The 18486-nt window shown below is 34.9% G+C and carries 13 protein-coding genes; 10 read left to right on the top strand and 3 right to left on the bottom strand.

What is annotated here, in order from left to right:
* Positions 1-120: 120 nt before the first annotated feature.
* The 3 genes from era to FGF67_RS13830 all read right to left on the bottom strand — a co-directional run bounded on the left by era (position 121) and on the right by FGF67_RS13830 (position 3038).
* The gene (gene era / locus FGF67_RS13840) at positions 121-1005 is read right to left on the bottom strand and encodes a GTPase Era (RefSeq protein WP_139698353.1); all 885 of its coding nucleotides are present in this window, start codon (positions 1003-1005) and stop codon (positions 121-123) included.
* Positions 1006-1125: 120 nt separating this feature from the next.
* Entirely contained in the window at positions 1126-1794 is a 669-nt protein-coding gene (locus FGF67_RS13835; protein WP_317128560.1) for an FKBP-type peptidyl-prolyl cis-trans isomerase, read from the bottom strand.
* A 155-nt stretch (positions 1795-1949) separates the two neighbouring features.
* A complete protein-coding gene (locus FGF67_RS13830; RefSeq protein ID WP_317128559.1) occupies positions 1950-3038 on the bottom strand; it encodes a LacI family DNA-binding transcriptional regulator in 1089 nt (362 codons plus the stop codon).
* Between the two features lie 88 nt (positions 3039-3126).
* On the opposite strand from FGF67_RS13830, the gene FGF67_RS13825 reads away from it, so the two are divergent.
* From FGF67_RS13825 to FGF67_RS13780, 10 genes are all read left to right on the top strand, one after another.
* Entirely contained in the window at positions 3127-4137 is a 1011-nt protein-coding gene (locus FGF67_RS13825; protein WP_139698391.1) for a zinc-binding alcohol dehydrogenase family protein, read from the top strand.
* Positions 4138-4145: 8 nt separating this feature from the next.
* On the top strand, positions 4146-5798 hold the full coding sequence (locus FGF67_RS13820; RefSeq protein WP_139698350.1) for a UxaA family hydrolase: 1653 nt from the start codon (positions 4146-4148) through the stop codon (positions 5796-5798).
* Between the two features lie 9 nt (positions 5799-5807).
* On the top strand, positions 5808-7241 hold the full coding sequence (locus tag FGF67_RS13815; protein ID WP_139698349.1) for a tagaturonate reductase: 1434 nt from the start codon (positions 5808-5810) through the stop codon (positions 7239-7241).
* An 11-nt stretch (positions 7242-7252) separates the two neighbouring features.
* Positions 7253-8788 carry an alpha-L-fucosidase gene (locus FGF67_RS13810; protein ID WP_139698348.1) on the top strand — a complete coding sequence of 512 codons (1536 nt, stop codon included), beginning with the start codon at positions 7253-7255 and terminating at the stop codon, positions 8786-8788.
* Between the two features lie 4 nt (positions 8789-8792).
* A complete protein-coding gene (locus tag FGF67_RS13805) occupies positions 8793-9620 on the top strand; it encodes an amidohydrolase family protein (RefSeq protein WP_139698347.1) in 828 nt (275 codons plus the stop codon).
* Positions 9621-9632: 12 nt separating this feature from the next.
* Positions 9633-10424 carry an SDR family oxidoreductase gene (locus FGF67_RS13800; protein WP_139698346.1) on the top strand — a complete coding sequence of 264 codons (792 nt, stop codon included), beginning with the start codon at positions 9633-9635 and terminating at the stop codon, positions 10422-10424.
* A 98-nt stretch (positions 10425-10522) separates the two neighbouring features.
* The gene (fucP, locus tag FGF67_RS13795) at positions 10523-11851 is read left to right on the top strand and encodes an L-fucose:H+ symporter permease (protein WP_139698345.1); all 1329 of its coding nucleotides are present in this window, start codon (positions 10523-10525) and stop codon (positions 11849-11851) included.
* Positions 11848-12189: an L-rhamnose mutarotase gene (locus FGF67_RS13790; RefSeq protein WP_139698344.1), complete on the top strand. Its 342-nt coding sequence runs from the start codon at positions 11848-11850 to the stop codon at positions 12187-12189. The genes fucP and FGF67_RS13790 overlap by 4 nt, the downstream gene beginning before the upstream one ends.
* Before the next feature lie 244 nt (positions 12190-12433).
* Positions 12434-15241: a helix-turn-helix and ligand-binding sensor domain-containing protein gene (locus FGF67_RS13785; RefSeq protein WP_233244086.1), complete on the top strand. Its 2808-nt coding sequence runs from the start codon at positions 12434-12436 to the stop codon at positions 15239-15241.
* A gap of 230 nt (positions 15242-15471) precedes the next feature.
* Positions 15472-18474, top strand: coding sequence for a SusC/RagA family TonB-linked outer membrane protein (locus FGF67_RS13780; RefSeq protein ID WP_139698343.1), 3003 nt, complete (start codon positions 15472-15474; stop codon positions 18472-18474).
* The last annotated feature ends 12 nt before the right edge of the window (positions 18475-18486 follow it).

Raw genomic sequence — 18486 nt, 5'->3', positions numbered from 1 at the left:
TTCACAGATGGAATTCTCCAAATTTAACTTCAGAGCATTCATATCTGCTTGTTTGTTTTAGCAAATATGAAACCCAAAGTTTATGTAAAAGTTACCGTATTAAAAAGGTTTTATTAGGATTTACTGGTTATTGTAACCAAAACGTTTCAGCTGGCTTTGATTACTACGCCAATTCTTGTTAACCTTAACGTACAATTCAAGATGTATTTGTTTTCCAAAGAAGGTTTCTAAATCCTTTCTGGCTTCTACACCAACACGTTTAAGCGCACTCCCTTTATGACCAATGATAATGCCTTTTTGTGTGTCACGCTCTACCATAATGACAGAACGCACTCTTATAATACTGTCTTCTTCATGAAATTCTTCGGTATCCACTTCTACGGCATAAGGAATCTCCTTCTTGTAATGCAGCAATATCTTTTCACGAATGGTTTCATTTATAAAAAAACGCTCTGGCTTATCAGTCAGTTGATCTTTAGGGTAAAATGGCGGCGACTCTGGTAATAATTCAATTATTCTGTTAAACACTTCTTTTACATTAAATCCTTCTAAAGCCGATACGGGATAAATCTCAGCATTAGGTACTTTCTCTGCCCATAACTGCACTTGTGTTTCTAACTGCTCTTGATCTGATTTATCTATTTTGTTTAATAGTAATAGAACTGGTATTTTAGAATGAATTATTTTATTAAAAAATGCTTCATCCTTTAGAGATTGTTCGCCTATTTCAACCATATAAAGTAACACATCGGCATCTTCAAAGGCAGATTTTACAAAATCCATCATGGAGGTTTGAAGTTCATAGGCAGGTTTTATAATTCCTGGTGTATCACTTAGCACAACCTGAAAATCATCGCCATTAACTATACCCAAAATACGATGCCTTGTGGTTTGAGCCTTTGATGTGATTATAGATAATTTTTCACCAACAAAAGCATTCATTAATGTTGACTTGCCAACATTAGGATTTCCAATGATGTTGACAAAACCGGCTTTATGACTCATTTTCATTTATTTTTTCTGGTTGCAAAGTTACAACTTGATAGAGTCTAAATTAAAATTAAGACAAAAAAAAAAGCAGGAAGCGTTGAACTTCCTGCTTTGTAAACGTTTATTTTAAAGAGATTACTTTATCTCTAATAACTCAACATCAAAAATTAAAGTCGCAAAAGGCTCAATAGCTCCTCCTGGTCTTGGGTTAGCACCATAAGCTAAATCTTGAGGAATAAAGAATTTGTATTTTGCACCTTCTTTCATAAGTTGCAAGCCTTCTGTCCAACCTTTTATCACTTGATTAACACCAAATTCTGAAGGCTCTCCTCTATCTACAGAGCTATCAAACACGGTTCCGTCAATTAAAGTACCGTGATAATGTACTTTTACTTTTGACGTTGCTGATGGCTGAGCTCCAGTTCCTTCTTTTAAAACGATATACTGTAAACCAGACTCGGTAGTTTGAACACCATCTTTTGATTTGTTTTCGCTTAAAAACTTTTCGCCTTCGGCTTTATTTTTTTCACCAGCCTCTTTTCTTTTTTCAGCCTCAGCTTGTTGTTTCTTTTGAAAATAGGTTCTTATAACCTGTTGTGCTTGAGCTTCATCCATTAAAATATCTGTTGAATCCAAAACATTTTTAAAGCCTTGAACAAACAAATCATTCTCAAAATCATCAAAACTAGCTTTAACATTTCTAGCCACATCCATTCCAATTGCATAACTTACAGAATCCAATTCTGTTGTAATTGGTTTCTTTGTTGCTCCATTCTTATTACAAGACACTACTAGTAAGACCATTGCTACTAGACTTAAAAATTTCATTATTTTCATTGTTACTTAGTTATTTTTATGAGCGCCAAAAGTAACAAATTTATAGTGAGTAAAAAAAGAATTTAAATTTTGGCTAAGTATTTAACTTTTCATTATTAAAACACAGACTACCAAACGTGTTTTTATTTTAATTTTTTTGAAGATTCTCTTACAATTAATTCTGTATCCAATACTATTTTATTCAACTTAACCGCCTTATCTGGATTATTGATTCGATCTAAAAACGTTTCAGCCGCCAACCGCCCAATCATCTCACTATGTTGTTCTATACTTGTAATTGACGGGGTAATTAAAGAAGTAAAAGGTTCATTACTAAACCCAACCAAAGCAATATCATCTGGAATTGAAATGTGATTCTCTTTAGCAACTTGCAGGGCTCCAAGTGCCGCAAAATCACCAGCTGCATAAATGGCATCGGGTTTATTGGGGAGTTTTAAAAGTTCTTCCATGATAGCTCTACCATCTTCAACTTTTAAGTTACTTTCAGAAATTAAACTTTCCTCTAATGGCAGGTTAAATTTTGTTAAGGCATCAATATACCCTTCTACTCTACTTTCATAAATTCTAGTATGCCTGTAACCACCAATATGAGCAATGCGCCTACAACCTTGATTATATAAATGCTCAACCACCTTAAAACTACTTAAATAATCATCAATACCTATATAATCTACATTTAAACTATCTTCACCCCTATCAAAAATAACAAGAGGTACGCCGTTAGCCTTTATCTTATTATAGTATTCTAAATCAACTGTTTCATTCGCTAAAGATGCTATAATACCGTCAACCTGAGTATACAACAACGACTCAATATTCTGACACTCTTTTTCATAAGATTCGTTAGATTGTGTTATAATAATATTATAACCTTCAATACTCAATCGATCTCCAATAGCTTTAACCACTGAAGAAAAAAAGTAACTATTTGCACGTGGAATAATCAAGCCCACCAAATTACTTTTTCCTTTTCTCAAAGCACTGGCTAAATAATTGGGTTCATAACCTAATTCTTTTGCTGTTTGTTTTACTGCTTGCTTTGTTTTTTCACTAATTCGACTATTGTCATTTAGCGCTCTAGAAACCGTTGAAGATGTTAAATTCAGGGCTTTAGCTATGTCTTTTATGGTTATTCTTTTTTTAATATCAAAAAATTTTATAAGTTTGTGCAAACGATTGTCTAAATTAGCATCTTTTTGATAATTACGCAAACTTATTTTTACTACAAAGCAAGTAAAATAATGAGTTTTTAATTTAAAACCATTGCGCAAACGATTGCGCAATATAATAAAATTTATGATGAAATACATTGTTTGTGAAAAACCAGGAGAATTTCAATTAAAAGAAAAAGAAGCTCCTACAAGACAAGCAGGCGAAGCCTTATTACAAATTAACAGTGTTGGAATTTGCGGAACCGATTTACATGCCTATGGCGGTAATCAAGCGTTTTTTACGTATCCAAGAATTCTAGGACACGAATTAGCTTCAGAAGTTATTGAAATTGACGAAAATGAAAGAGGTATTAAGGCGGGTGACAAGGTGGTTGTTATGCCTTATGTGAGCTGCGGTGAATGTATTGCCTGTAGAAACGGAAAAACAAACTGTTGTACTAACATAAAAGTTCTAGGCGTTCATGCTGATGGTGGTATGCAAGAGCAAATTACAGTACCAGCAAACATTTTACTTCCTGCTAACAACTTATCAAACAACGAAATGGCCATTGTTGAGCCTTTGGCTATTGGAGCACACGCCATAAGAAGAGCCGACATTAAAAAAGGGGAAACTGTTGCTGTTGTTGGATGTGGCCCCATTGGAATTGGCATCATGAAATTAGCACAAATTGCTGGCGCTAAAGTGGTTGCTATAGATATGAATGAACAGCGTTTGGCTTATGCTAAAGAACAAATTGGTGTTGATTATATTGTGAAAGCAGGAGAACAAGCTGTTGAAGCCATTTCTGAAATTACAAATGGAGATCTTTGCACGGCAGTGTTTGATGCTTCGGGCAACAAATTTGCCTTAGAAGCTTGTCCGGATTACATGTCACATGGTGGTAGATTCATTTTGGTAGGATTATCAAAAGGTGAATTAACCTATACCCACCCAAAAATACACGCCAAAGAAATGACTTTAATGTGTAGCAGAAATGCCACTACTGAAGATTTTGAACATGTTATTAGTGTGCTTAATCAGTTCCCTACGGAGTCGTTTATTACTCATCAGGTGCATTTTACAGAAATGATAGAACATTTTGACAGCTGGTTAAAACCAGAAACAGGAGTCATCAAAGCAACCGTTAGTTTCAATTAAAAAGAAAAATGTCTAAAAATTACGTTCAAATAGATCCAAAGGACAACATTATTGTTGCCATTAATCCGTTAGAAAAAGGAAAAATTACTCAAGTAGCTGGTAAAAAAGTTGTCTTAAAAGAAAATATTAAGCAAAAGCACAAATTTGCGCTTAACGATTTCAACGTTGGAGACTCTATATATATGTATGGTGTTTTAATTGGTAAAGCCACCGAACCAATTCAGGAAGGTGAAGCCATTACCATTCATAATGTAAAACACGCTTCAGCAGATTTTAACGACTCCAAGGAAAAATTTAGCTGGACACCTCCAAATGCTTCAAAATTTGAAGGGCGTACTTTTAATGGCTATCATAGAGAAGATGGCAAAGTAGGAACTGCTAACTACTGGCTAGTTATCCCCCTTACTTTCTGTGAAAACAGAAACTTAGACGTTTTAGAGGGTGCGCTTTCCGAAAAACTAGGGTATGAAACCAAAAAAGATTTTGCTGTTGATACCGATGCTTTAATTAGCAAGTTTAAATCTGGAGCCTCTTCTGAAGAACTTTTAAATACGCCTATTATCACCACAAAAGAGGAAATGTCTAAAAATAGAGTGTTTCCTAATGTTGATGGTATTAAGTTTTTAAAACATGATGGAGGTTGTGGTGGTATTCGTCAGGATTCTGAGGTGTTATGTAAACTATTAGCTGGTTATATTACTAACCCTAATGTAGCGGGTGCAACGGTATTTAGTTTGGGATGTCAAAATGCGCAAATTGAAATGCTTCAAGAAGCCATTAAAGCCATTGACCCTAACTGCAAAAAAACCGTTCATTATTTAGAGCAACAACGTAGTGCCAGTGAGCGTCATTTAATTGAAGAAGCTGTAAAGCATACGTTTATTGGGTTAACCGAAGCCAACAAAATAACCAGACAGCCTGCACCACTTAGCAAACTAGTGCTTGGGTTAGAATGTGGCGGATCGGATGGATTTTCAGGAATATCGGCAAACCCAGGTCTTGGCTATGCCTCTGATTTATTAGTAGCGCTTGGCGGAAGCCCTGTACTTTCTGAGTTTCCTGAACTAAATGGTGTGGAGCAAGAACTCATCAACCGATGTGTGACAGATCATGATTCTAAAAAGTTTTACAACTTAATGCGTGCCTACTCGGCAGCCGCAGTCGCTGTAGGTTCTGGTTTTGAAAACAATCCGTCTCCTGGAAATATAAAAGATGGCTTAATTACCGATGCCATGAAATCGGCCGGAGCGGCAAAAAAAGGAGGTACGTCTCCCGTAGTTGAAGTACTAGATTACACCGAGCAGGTAACCAAACCAGGATTAAATTTATTATGTACCCCAGGAAATGACGTGGAATCGACAACAGGACTTGTGGGTTCAGGGTGTAACGTTGTGGTTTTCACCACAGGTTTAGGCACCCCAACAGGCAACCCCGTTGCGCCAGTGTTAAAAATGTCAAGCAACACCGATTTATACAATCGCATGAATGATATCATAGATATTAATGCAGGAACCGTCATTACTGGCGAAGATTCCATTGAATCTATGGGTGAAAAAATACTAGACCACATTATAAAAGTAGCAAGTGGTGAAGTAGCGTCAAAAGCTGTACTTCACGGAAATAACGATTTTATTCCTTGGAAACGTGGCGTTTCCTTATAAACATTAAAAATGAATACATTAAATAGAACTACAGTAAACGCGAATACTTATACTGAGCGTATCATTCAATTTGGAGAAGGTAATTTTTTAAGAGCCTTTGCTAACTGGATGATTCATGAAATGAATAAACAGGCAAATTTTGATGCAGGCGTAGTAGCCGTTCAGCCTATTAATCAAGGTTTAATCAAAATGTTAAATGATCAAGATGGCCTGTATACCTTATACCTTAACGGCATAAAAAATGGTAAAGCCATTAGTGAACATGAAATCATAGACTGTATTCAGCGAGGTATCAATCCTTATGAAAATTATAGTGACTATTTAGCTAATGCAGAAAATCCTGATTTACGATTTGTAATTTCAAATACTACCGAAGCCGGTATTGCTTACAATGCTGAAGATAAATTAGACGATGCACCTCAAACCAGTTTCCCTGGAAAACTAACCGCTTTACTATACAAAAGATTCAAAACGTTTGGTGGTGCTTCCGATAAAGGTTTAATTATTATTCCATGCGAATTAATTGACCGTAACGGAGATAACCTAAAAAAGATTATACTTCAATACGCAGCCAATTGGAATCTTGGTGAAGACTTTGTTGAATGGATTAATGAAGATAACATTTTCTGCAACACGCTAGTAGACAGAATTGTGCCGGGATATCCCAAAGACAAAATAGAGGCCATCACAGAAGAACTAGGTTACAAAGACAATCTTGTTGTTGAAGGAGAGCAATTCCACTTATGGGTTATTGAAGGCCCTAAATCTGTTAAAGAAGAAATTCCTTCAGAAGTTTGCGGACTAAATATTGTATTTACTGACGATATGGAACCTTACCGTACCCGTAAAGTTCGCATCCTTAATGGCGCACACACCAGTTTAGTACCTGTAGGTTATTTATACGGCATTGATAAAGTACGTGAATCATTAGAAGACAAAGTAGTTGGTGCTTTCTTAAAAGATGCTATTTTTAATGAAATTTGTCCAACACTTGATTTATCAGAAGAAGAACTTAATCAATTCTCAAATGATGTTTTAGACCGATTTAAAAACCCGTATTTAGAACATGCTTTAATGAGCATATCATTAAATTCCATTTCAAAATATAAAACCCGTGTATTACCTTCTGTTTTAGAATATGTAAAACGAAAAAATGCACTTCCTAAAAACTTATTGTTTTCACTAGCTGCCTTGATAGCGTTTTATAAAGGCGACAGAAACGGAGAGCCTATAGCCCTAAAAGATGATGAAAAAGTATTAGCGTTCTTCAAAGACCAGTGGACCAATAATAGCGTTGCTGAAGTAGTTAATGCGGTTTTATCAAACACTGATTTCTGGGGTACCGACTTAACCCAAATTGCAGGTTTAGAAGATGTTGTCTTAACAGATTTAAATACCATTTTAGAAAAAGGGATGAAAGCCTCCCTTGATGCAAGACAATAATTTAAAGCCCAATGAAAGTATCGCACTTATGTATTACTGTTGCTGCCTCACTGCTTCTAAATTTTAGTTGTGAAAAGAAAACGGCTGGTGACTCAAAGGATAAGGAGGAAGCTAAAAACATGGCATTTACACCAGATTGGGAATCATTAGGCAAACATAATGAATCGCCCCAATGGTTTAAAAATGCAAAGTTAGGCATCTATTTTCATTGGGGCTTATATTCTGTACCTGCCTTTGGCAATGAATGGTATCCAAGATGGATGCATTTTAAAGACCATAAAATTCACAAACATCATGTTGAAAATTATGGCGACCCTTCTGAATTTGGCTATCATGATTTTGCTCCTATGTTTAAAGCAGAACATTTTGATGCTAAAGCGTGGGCCAAATTATTTAAAAATGCTGGAGCGCAGTTTGCTGGTCCTGTGGCAGAGCATCATGATGGTTATGCCATGTGGGATAGTGATATCACACCCTGGAACACCATGGATACGGGACCAAAAAGAGATATTACTGGTGAATTAGAAACCGCCATTAAAGCACAAGGTTTAAAATTCATTACCGCATTTCACCATGCCAAAAACCTGCAACGTGCAACCGAATTAGGAAAAGAAGTCAGTATTAGTCACTATCCGTATTTTGAAAATATGCCACCAAGCTCTGATGATCCTGAACTTCAGTTAATGTATGGTAATATGGAGCCAGAAAAATGGTACAAAGAAGTATGGTTAGGCAAAATGAAAGAAGTCATTGATAATTATCATCCTGACATCATTTGGTTTGACTATGTTTTAGGAGATATTCCAGAAGCTTACCGAAAAGCATTTGCTGCCTATTACCTCAACGAAGCCGCGCTTCAAAACCAAGATGCTGTTATTGTTAGAAAGCAACATGACTTGCCTCTAAATATGAGTATTGAGGATTTAGAACAAGCTAGAAAAAATGAAATAGGCACTAAAACTTGGATGACTGATGCTACCATTAGCAATGGTAGTTGGTGTTTCACAAATAACTTAGGTGTAAAAACTCCTGAGGATGTGTTACACATGCTCATTGATATAGTTAGCAAAAATGGGGTTTTACTTTTAAATGTTTCTCCTAGAGCCGATGGTATCATCCCTCAAAATCAACAAGATGTCTTGCTTAAAATAGGAGACTGGCTAAAAAAATACGGAGAAGCTATTTATGCAACGGAAGCTTGGTATACATTTGGTGAAGGACCAACAAAAGAACCACAAGGTCACTTTAAGAATCATAAAGCCTTTATGGAACTTAAGTACAGTAATAAAGATGTGAGGTACACCACTAAAGACTATAGCATTTATGCCATTATTATGGGCCAAGTTGAACCTAATCAACACATAACACTTACTTCGTTTGCAAAGAATAATATTCATGATATGACCTCCATTGAGCAGGTTGCATTTCTTGGAAGTGATGAAACAATTGAATGGACGCTATCAGAAGAAGAAGGTCTTACGCTTAAAGCACCTTCAAAACCAATAAACGACATGGCCACTGTCATAAAAATTGTAATATCTCAATAACCATATGATAATAGATTCTCATCAACATTTTTGGAACTATCAACCACAAAAACATAGTTGGATTGATGATGATATGGCCGTTATTAGACGTGATTTTCTGCCAACCGATTTAGAAACGGTCTATAAAGAAAATAATATTCAAGGATGTGTTGCAGTACAAGCCGATCAAACCATTGAAGAAAATGAGTTTCTATTAAACTTAGCAGCCAAACATGACTTTATAAAAGGCATTGTGGGTTGGGTGGATCTAAGAAGTGAAACACTTGATGCGTATTTAGAAAAATACAGTACGGAAAGCAAAATTAAAGGTTTCAGACATGTGATTCAGGGAGAGCCTGATCATAATTTCATTTTAAGACCTGATTTTACAAAAGGTATTTCAAAATTGGAGTCCTTAGGATTTACTTATGATATTTTAGTATTTCCGCATCAACTTGGAGCTGTTTTAGAATTTGTAAAACAATTTCCAAATCAAAAATTTGTCATTGATCATATGGCAAAACCTTATATAAAAGATGGGTATTTTGATGGTTGGGCTGTTTTGATGAAGGAAATTGCTAAACATGAAAATGTATATTGCAAAGTTTCTGGAATGATTACAGAAGCCGATTTTAAAACATGGCAACCAGAAGAAATTCACCCTTATATGGAACTTGTGTTTGATGCTTTTGGCACGCAACGCGTGATGTATGGTTCAGATTGGCCGGTTTGTTTAGTAGCAGGAAACTATCGCAAGGTAAAGCATTTAGTAACATCATTTATTTCAAATTTATCAGGAAATGAACAAAAAGGCATTATGGGAGATAATGCCATCAAATTTTATAATCTATAGAAAAAAATAATAATGGATTTAGAACTTAAAGGAAAAATAGTTGTAGTAACAGGTGCTGCAGGTATAAAAGGAAGTATAGGAGAAACTATTGTGCAACATTTAGCTAATGAAGGTGCTGTTCCTGTATTGGTTGACCGAAACGACAGAGGTTTTGGTTATGCAGATGAATTACAAAAAAGAGGCATAGACAGCATTTTTATTCAAACAGATTTAGCAGATTATACACAAATTGAAAAAGCAGCTCGTATCATTGAAGAGAAATATGGGCGCATAGATGCTTTAATTAATAATGTAGGTGTTAATGACGGTGCAGGACTAGAAGCATCTATGGAAGAGTTTATGTATTCCCTAAAACTGAATATGGTTAGCTTTTTTGCTATGACTAAATTCTGTTTACCGATGATAAAAAAGGTTAAAGGCAACATTTTAAACATTGGTTCAAAAGTAGCACTTACTGGTCAAGGTGGAACTTCAGGTTATGCAGCATCAAAAGGCGGGGTTCTAGGTTTAACCAGAGAATGGGCCGTTGATTTAATCAAAGAGGGTATCAGGTCAAATGCCATCATTATAGCAGAAAGCTGGACACCAGCTTATGATAGTTGGATAAAAACCCTTGAAAATGGCGAAGAAAAATTAAAATCTATTGTCAAAAAAATTCCTTTAGAAAACCGTATGACAACACCTGCAGAAATTGCAGACGCTTGCTTGTTTACCATTTCAAACAGATCATCACATACCACAGGACAATTTATTACCGTTGATGGAGGTTATGTACATTTAGATAGGTCTTTGTTAACTGAATAACAAATCATTTGTTCTGTTATAAAAACCACAGTTATCATTTTATATATGCAGTCTAGAGTATATTGCATTTCTCAAACCAAAACTAAAACTAAAAACAAATGAGTAAACAAAAAAGTATACCCGTAGTTAGAAAAGAACTACTCTTTCCTTTTATTATCATTACCTCACTATTTGCTTTGTGGGGAATAGCTAATGATTTAACAAATCCCATGGTATCTGCCTTTAAAAAAGTAATGCCAGAATTATCAAACGTACAAGCATCTTTAGTACAGTTTGCGTTTTATTTTGGTTATTTCTTTATGGCATTACCAGCTGCTTTATTTATCAGAAAGTATAGTTATAAATCTGGAATTATTTTAGGACTATCGTTATATGCTTTGGGAGCATTTTTGTTTTATCCAGCAGCAGCCTATGAGGAATTCAACTATTTTTTAATCTCGCTTTGGGTTATTACCTGCGGATTGGCATTTTTAGAAACCACTTCAAACCCTTTAATATTAGCACTTGGGGACAGTGAAACGGCAACACAACGCTTGAATTTGGCACAGGCCTTTAACCCTGTAGGCTCGCTTACAGGCATGATTATAGCTCAAGTTTTTGTTATTGGAGCTTTACGCTCTGATGACTATACTACTGAAGCCTATAACGCATTAACATCTGATGAATTAGCTGCTATAAGAGAAAATGATTTGGGGGTTATTAGCGTACCGTATATTGCCTTAGGAGTGTTAGTTTTAATCATAATGGGTGTCATTATTGCTACCAAAATGCCTAAAACCGCAGAGGAAGATAAAATGTCATTGTCAGAATCCTTTAAAAAATTAAAAAGTAACAAAAATTATATTTTCGGAGTTGTGGCTCAGGCATTTTATGTTGGGGCACAAATTATGTGTTGGACTTACATTTTTCAATATGTAGACAATATCAATGAAACTTATGGAACAGATTACACAGCTACCTACTTTAATGTAGCTGCCATGGTATCATTTTTAACAGGTAGATGGATTGGAACCGCTTTAATGAAAAAAATTAACCCTTCTAAACTACTAATGTTTTTTGGCATTGGCGGCGTTATTATGTGTACTGGTGCCGTGCTATTATCTGGATTACCAGGTTTACTATCCTTAGTTGCTATTTCAATATTTATGTCAATTATGTTCCCAACCATTTACGGTATTGCTTTAAAAGACATGGGAGATGAAGCTAAAATAGGCTCTGCAGGTTTAGTAATGGCTATTGTTGGAGGCGCTTTAATGCCTGTTTTACAAGGAAGTATTTTAGACTGGGGAGGAAGTGGTTTTTCTGATGTAAAAATATTTGGCTTTATTCCTGAAGTCAATTTTTCTTTTATTCTTCCGTTAATTTGTCTAGGTGTTGTAGCCTTTTATGGTTACACCAGTTATAACCGAAATTTAAAAAAATCATGAAAACAAAACGATATTGTTACGCCTGTGACTTAAAGGACGATTCTAAATTAATTGCCGAATACAAAGCCTATCACGACGAAGGAAAAGCATGGCCAGAAATCACCAAAAGTATTAAAGATGCAGGTATTGTTGACATGCAAATCTATCTAACAGGCAATCGTATGTTTATGATTATGGAGGTAGATGATACCTTTGATCCCAAGAAAAAAGCAGAAATGGATGCTAACAATGCAAAAGTTCAAGAGTGGGAAAACCTCATGTGGAACTATCAACAAGAGCTCCCTTGGGCTGAAAATGGTGAAAAATGGATTCCTTTAGAAAGAATCTTTAAACTCTAACAAGGTCAACAACAACTTAGTTATATAAAAAAGCATCCACTATGTATATATTGGATGCTTTTACTTTTAATAATTCTCCTCCAGAGTAAAGTCTCATATTATCTCTATCATAGCAGTCAAATGTAGTTATAAGCCTATCTCTTCATCTCAAATACTTCATGGTTTTCCACAACAAAAACCATACACCCCTTCTGCTAAGCATTAATTTTACTACCTTAGTAACACTACAAAAAACTAAATAACATTGAAACAGCTAACTATTTTTGTTTGGTTCACGTTTTTATGCCTTACTTTACCATTACAGGCACAAGAACATCCTCCCATTAAAATATATCACCCCAAAGATTATGGTGCAGAGACACAAAACTGGGGCATTTCACAATCAAAAGACAAGTTTATATATGTTGCTAACAACAAAGGCCTTTTGGAGTTCAATGGCTCCGTTTGGTCACTTTATCCTTCACCTAATGAATCCATTATGCGTTCTGTTAATGTTATTGATGATATCATTTATACTGGCTGCAATAACGAATTTGGCTTCTGGAAGAAAAATAAATTTAACAAACTTGAATACACATCGCTTTCAAATCAGCTAAATATTAACTTTCATGAAGATGAAGAATTTTGGAATATCATACATCTAGATCACCATATTCTATTTCAATCTCTTAAACGCATTTACATAGTTAATAAAAAAAATAACACCTACAACACCATAGAGTCTGATGATATTATTTACAAGGTCTTTGTAGTTAACAGTACCATATATTTTCAAAAGACAAAAAATGGCATCTATAAAATTGAAAACGGAAAAGCAATTCTGATTTCTGATGACAAAATCATAAAAAACAGCAGATTGGTCAATATTTTTAAAATGGACGAATCACTTCTGGTTCAAACAGAAAACAACGGATTTTACATCCTTAATAACCAAAAACTATCTAAATGGGATATTCCCGCAAATAATACCCTTAATAATTATAGTGTTTTTAGAAGCACTCAACTTTCTGATGGTAGTTATATTTTAGGCACTAGGTCAAGTGGTATACTGCGTATGACTGCCTCTGGAGAAATAGATTACAATATTAATATGATTGACGGGTTAGGAAACAATACCATTCACTGGATTTTTGAAGACCTTGACAAAAACATATGGCTTGCACTTGAAAATGGCATAAACTGCATCAACATTCATTCCCCATTTAAAATATACAATGATGAGAAAGGCAAATTAGGCACCGTATACACATCAAAAATTTTCAAAGACTACTTATATCTTGGCACCAACCAAGGACTGTTCTACAAGCCCTTAAATAAAAATATTGCGTTTAAAGCCGTTACTAATATAAATGCCGCTGTATGGAATTTAGTTGAAATTGATGGCTATCTGTTCTGTGGGCATGATGGAGGAACATCAATCATAAACGATGGACAATCAAAAAAAATAAATGGCACACTACAAGGCACCTGGAACATAAAACCAATAAAAAACAACCCTAATCTACTCATACAAGGTTGCTACAATGGATTAAACATTATTGAATTACAAAATGGCCAATGGACTTTTAGAAACAAAATATCGGGCTTTGAGCTGTCTAGTCGGTATTTTGAATTTTATGATAACCACATCTTTGTAAGTCATGAATACAAAGGGGTTTTCAAACTAAAATTGAACAACGATTTCACACAAGTTGAAACGGTTGAAAAGGTTCCTAACATAGACAAAGAAATCAATTCGAGCCTGATTACATACAACAACCAATTACTATTTTCTAGCAAAGAAGGCGTTTTTAAATATAATGCAAAGAGCAACCTATTTGAAAAAGACAGTCTTATAAGTTCATTATTTAATAAAAACACCTTTCTGTCTGGTAAATTAATACACAACAAAGACACTAAAACATTATGGGCTTTTTCTAAAAACACCTTAAACTATTTAGCGCCAGGAAACTTAAGCTCTGAACCTAAAATTAATACAATTGCTTTCTCAAAACTCTTACCCAAAGGGCTCACTGGATATGAAAACATATCACATATTAGCAATAAATCCTATCTTATTGGCACCTCTTCTGGTTTTGTCATTTTAGACTTAGATAAGCTAAAGCAAAAACCGTATTATTTAAACCTCAATGAGGTTGTAGTTCGAAACAACAATTATCAAAGTAGAGTCATTAACAAAAATGAAAATGGCCTTTTTAAAAACACAGAAAATGATATAACTTTTCAATATGGCGTTCCTCAATTTCAAAAATATCTAGACACCGAGTACCAATATCAATTAAAAGGCAGATACAATAATTGGAGTGAATGGAGCACAAACACCGCTGTGCTTTTTGAAAATTTATCGTTTGGGGACTATATCTTTAAGGTAAGAGCTAGAATTGGTAATGAGTTAAGCCAGAATACCATACAGTATAATTTCAAAATAGAGCGCCCATGGGCACTTAGTAATTTAATGTTAAGTCTCTATGCGCTGGCTTTTATTTTGTTCTCTTTCTTAATGCACACACTTTACAGACGATATTACAAAAAACAAAGAGAACAATTGCTTAAAAAATCGGCTCGTGAATTAGAATTAAAAGCATTAGAAAACCAGCAACAGCTTATGAAGTTTAGAAACGATAAGTTAAGACAAGATATTGATAACAAAAACAGAGAATTAGGAATTTCTACCATGAGCTTAATCAAGAAAAATGAATTTCTTAATACTATAAAACAAGAACTCTTAAACACAAAAGACTTAAAAGGCATCAAGCAAGTAATTCGTATCATCGACAGAAATTTAAATAATACTGACGACTGGCATACCTTTGAGGAAGCGTTCAACAATGCTGATAAAGATTTTCTAAAAAAGATAAAAGCATTGCATCCCAAATTAACCTCTAATGATTTAAGATTATGTGCCTACTTAAGATTAAATCTAACCTCAAAAGAAATAGCGCCTTTACTCAATATTTCACCAAGAAGTGTTGAAGTAAAACGCTACAGGTTAAGAAAAAAGATGGATTTAGAGCACGAATCGAGTTTAACCGACTACATCCTTCAAATTTAATACCCAAACACAAAACAAAAACACCTATACAATACCACAACATTTACTAAGTAAGTAGCCCTAACACTTAATTACGTGTTTACTAGCCATCACACCAAAGCCCTTTATTTTATTGGTTTTTTCTTAAAAAATAATACCATTTTTTGCATTGTATGTTTTTTGTAGAGGCTGTTTTTACCAAATCAACAATTCTGTTTTATAATTTTAAACAAAACTAAAACTGACATTTTATGAAACACATGTTAATGAAAATTTTAACCTTATTCTTCATAACATACTCTAGTGCTCAAGAAATTGGCATCAAGGGAAATGTACAAGATGAGTCTGGATTTCCCATTCCAGGAGCTAATGTTCTTGTAAAGAATACAACAAAAGGTACCACCACAGACTTTGATGGTCACTTTATTTTAGATGGGGTTGAAATTGGCTCGACAATTTCAATTAGTTACATAGGATATGTAACTCAAGAAATGATTATTTCAGATAATTCTGAATTAACTATTCAATTAAAAGAAGATTTAGCCCAACTGGATGAAGTTGTGGTAATTGGTTATGGCGCACAAAAAAAGAAAGATGTAACTGGTGCCGTAGCTATTGTTGATTCCAAAACCATTGAAGATTTAAAACCAGTTGACGCGGCACAAGCTTTACAGGGTACTTCTGCTGGTGTAGCCGTTTCTGCTCCTTCTGGATCACCAGGTGGTGGCTTTAATATTCTTATTAGAGGGGTAAGCTCAAATGGTGATAATGGCCCACTTGTCATTATTGATGGTTATAAAGGTGACCTTAATACAATTAACCCAAGCGATATTGAAACCTTCTCTATTCTAAAAGATGCACAAGCCGCTATTTATGGTATTGAAGGCGCTAATGGTGTTGTTTTGGTAACTACCAAAAGTGGAAAGAAAAACGCTGCCTTAAAACTAAGCTATAACGGATTTACGGGAGTACAACAAACAACTAGAAAATTACCTTATTTAAACGCTACAGAGTATGCTTTACTATTAAATGAGAGTCATGCTGTAAACGGCGAACCTTTACCCTACCCAGACGTAAGTGGTTTAGGTGTTGGTATAAACTGGCAAGATGAGGTATTTAGAACTTCCCCAATCATGAATCATAACTTAAGTGCTTCTGGTGGTGGTGATAAAAGCACCTATTATGTTGGAGCCTCATACATAGAACAACAAGGTATTGTGGCTCCTGAAAAATCAAATTTCCGAAGAGCAAATGTAAAAATTAAGTTAGGTTTTGATATTGGCAAGAAACTTCAATTTACAACCTCAGCCAACTATTTCAATTCTAACAGGAAAAGCATTGGTGAAAATGCCTTGGGAACACCGTTATTTAATGCCCTTAATTATGCACCTACCTATGCTATAGACCAAGAAGATACTACAGGATTTTTAGGTAACGAAGTAATCAATCCTTTGTCTCAATTGGCAAACACATATAATGCTTACACAGGAAATGCTATTGAAGGCACATTTCAACTTGTTTACAAGCCTATTGAAGGCTTATCATTTACCTCGCGTATTGGTATAAGATCATATAATGACAAAGGAAAAACATTTAATCCTATTGTTGAATATGGTTCGGGAAAAGTGTTTAATAATCCAAGAAGTACTGTAAATCAATCTCGAAACACAAACAATTCATATACTTGGGAAACCTTTGGTAACTACAAAAAGACCTTTGGAGAAAACCATAACACCGAATTCACCCTAGGTACCAGTGTTATCAGAGAGTGGGGAGACGGATTAAGTGGTACCGGTTATGATGTCCCCAATAATTCATGGGATTTTGCTGATATCTCATTAGCTGATGGCCTTAATGAAACTAAAAATGCCGGTTCATTTCTATATGATAGTAGGTTATCTTCCTACTTTGGAAGAATTCAATATGACTATAAAGGAAAATACCTTATATCTGGAATGGTTCGTAGAGATGGATCTTCAGATTTTGCCCCTGATAACAGAATCGATTACTTTTCATCAGTTACAGCTGGATGGAAAATTTCAGATGAAGCCTTTTTAGAAGATTCTAAAACCATAAACTTCCTAAAACTAAGAGGTAGTTACGGTACTCTAGGTAATAATGTTGGGGCAGACTTATACAGATCGCTTCTAAATGGTGAAGCCACTTATGTTTTGGACGGAAGTATCACAAATGGTAGAGCTGGGGGTAGAATTCCTAATCCAGATGCTACTTGGGAAACAGCAAAGAAATTTGATGTTGGTTTAGACTTAAATATGTTTGACAACAAACTAACCATTGTAGCTGATTATTTTATAGAAGACAGAGCCGATTTACTCATTGAAAACTTTCCAGTTTCTGGTATATTAGGCGGTTTTGCTCCAGGAGCAGGCTTACCAACAGTTAATGCTGGTACAACCCGAAACACAGGTATAGAACTAGCTGTTGGTTATAAAAGTCAAATTTCTGAAAATGCCTCTTTCGGTATCAATTATAACGTCACTAAAATTGATGGTGAAGTACTTGAAGTTAGAGATAACATCCCTTCAAGAGGAGGTAATTTTAGTGTAGGTCAACCTCCCATTTCTATTTTAGAACCTGGTAAACCGGTTGGTTATTTCTTAGGATATAAAACAAACGGCATCTTTCAAAATGAAGCAGAAGTGCTTAATTCGGCACAAGCGGGTACAGCAGCTCCTGGTGATATACGGTTTGTTGACATGAATAATGATGGGGAAATCACAGATGCTGATAGAACCTATTTAGGAAAACCCCAAGCAGATTATATTATGGGGCTTAATTTAAGTTTTAATTACAAAAACTGGGATTTTTCAACCTACATGTATGCTGAACTTAACAAAGAAACGGTTAGAAACTATGAGCGTGACCAAACCAATGTTAACCGATTAAAACTCTATTTAAACAGATGGACGGGAGAAGGTACTAGCAATACAGTTCCAAGGGTAACAAACGGGGCTACAACCAATAGATTGTTTTCAGACTTTTTTGTTGAAGACTCTTCATTCTTACGAATTCAAAATGTTCAATTAGGATATTCTTTAGCTCCCGATGTTATTGAAAAATTGGGGATGCATAAATTTAGAATTTATGCCTTAGTAAATAACCCTTTCACCTTTACTAAATACAATGGTTATGACCCTGCAGCCACAAATGGTGCTGCTATTGGAGGAGGTATTGATTATGGTTTTTACCCGGTAGCAAGACAATTTATTATTGGCTTAAATCTTTCAATCTAAAAAAAATACAAG

It is taken from the genome of Allotamlana fucoidanivorans, from assembly GCF_006265225.1.
Classification (GTDB): Bacteria; Bacteroidota; Bacteroidia; order Flavobacteriales; family Flavobacteriaceae; genus Allotamlana; species Allotamlana fucoidanivorans.
This window is presented reverse-complemented; position numbering and strand designations above follow the sequence as displayed.

Excerpts from the sequence above, each read along its gene's own strand:
- era (WP_139698353.1), bottom strand. The coding sequence starts at position 1,005 with ATGAGTCATAAAGCCGGTTTTGTCAACATCATTGGAAATCCTAATGTT.
- FGF67_RS13805 (WP_139698347.1), top strand. The coding sequence starts at position 8,793 with ATGATAATAGATTCTCATCAACATTTTTGGAACTATCAACCACAAAAA.
- fucP (WP_139698345.1), top strand. The coding sequence starts at position 10,523 with ATGAGTAAACAAAAAAGTATACCCGTAGTTAGAAAAGAACTACTCTTT.
- FGF67_RS13790 (WP_139698344.1), top strand. The coding sequence starts at position 11,848 with ATGAAAACAAAACGATATTGTTACGCCTGTGACTTAAAGGACGATTCT.
- FGF67_RS13780 (WP_139698343.1), top strand. The coding sequence starts at position 15,472 with ATGAAACACATGTTAATGAAAATTTTAACCTTATTCTTCATAACATAC.
- FGF67_RS13810 (WP_139698348.1), top strand. The coding sequence starts at position 7,253 with ATGAAAGTATCGCACTTATGTATTACTGTTGCTGCCTCACTGCTTCTA.
- FGF67_RS13800 (WP_139698346.1), top strand. The coding sequence starts at position 9,633 with ATGGATTTAGAACTTAAAGGAAAAATAGTTGTAGTAACAGGTGCTGCA.
- FGF67_RS13835 (WP_317128560.1), bottom strand. The coding sequence starts at position 1,794 with ATGGTCTTACTAGTAGTGTCTTGTAATAAGAATGGAGCAACAAAGAAA.
- FGF67_RS13825 (WP_139698391.1), top strand. The coding sequence starts at position 3,127 with ATGAAATACATTGTTTGTGAAAAACCAGGAGAATTTCAATTAAAAGAA.
- FGF67_RS13815 (WP_139698349.1), top strand. The coding sequence starts at position 5,808 with ATGAATACATTAAATAGAACTACAGTAAACGCGAATACTTATACTGAG.
- FGF67_RS13820 (WP_139698350.1), top strand. The coding sequence starts at position 4,146 with ATGTCTAAAAATTACGTTCAAATAGATCCAAAGGACAACATTATTGTT.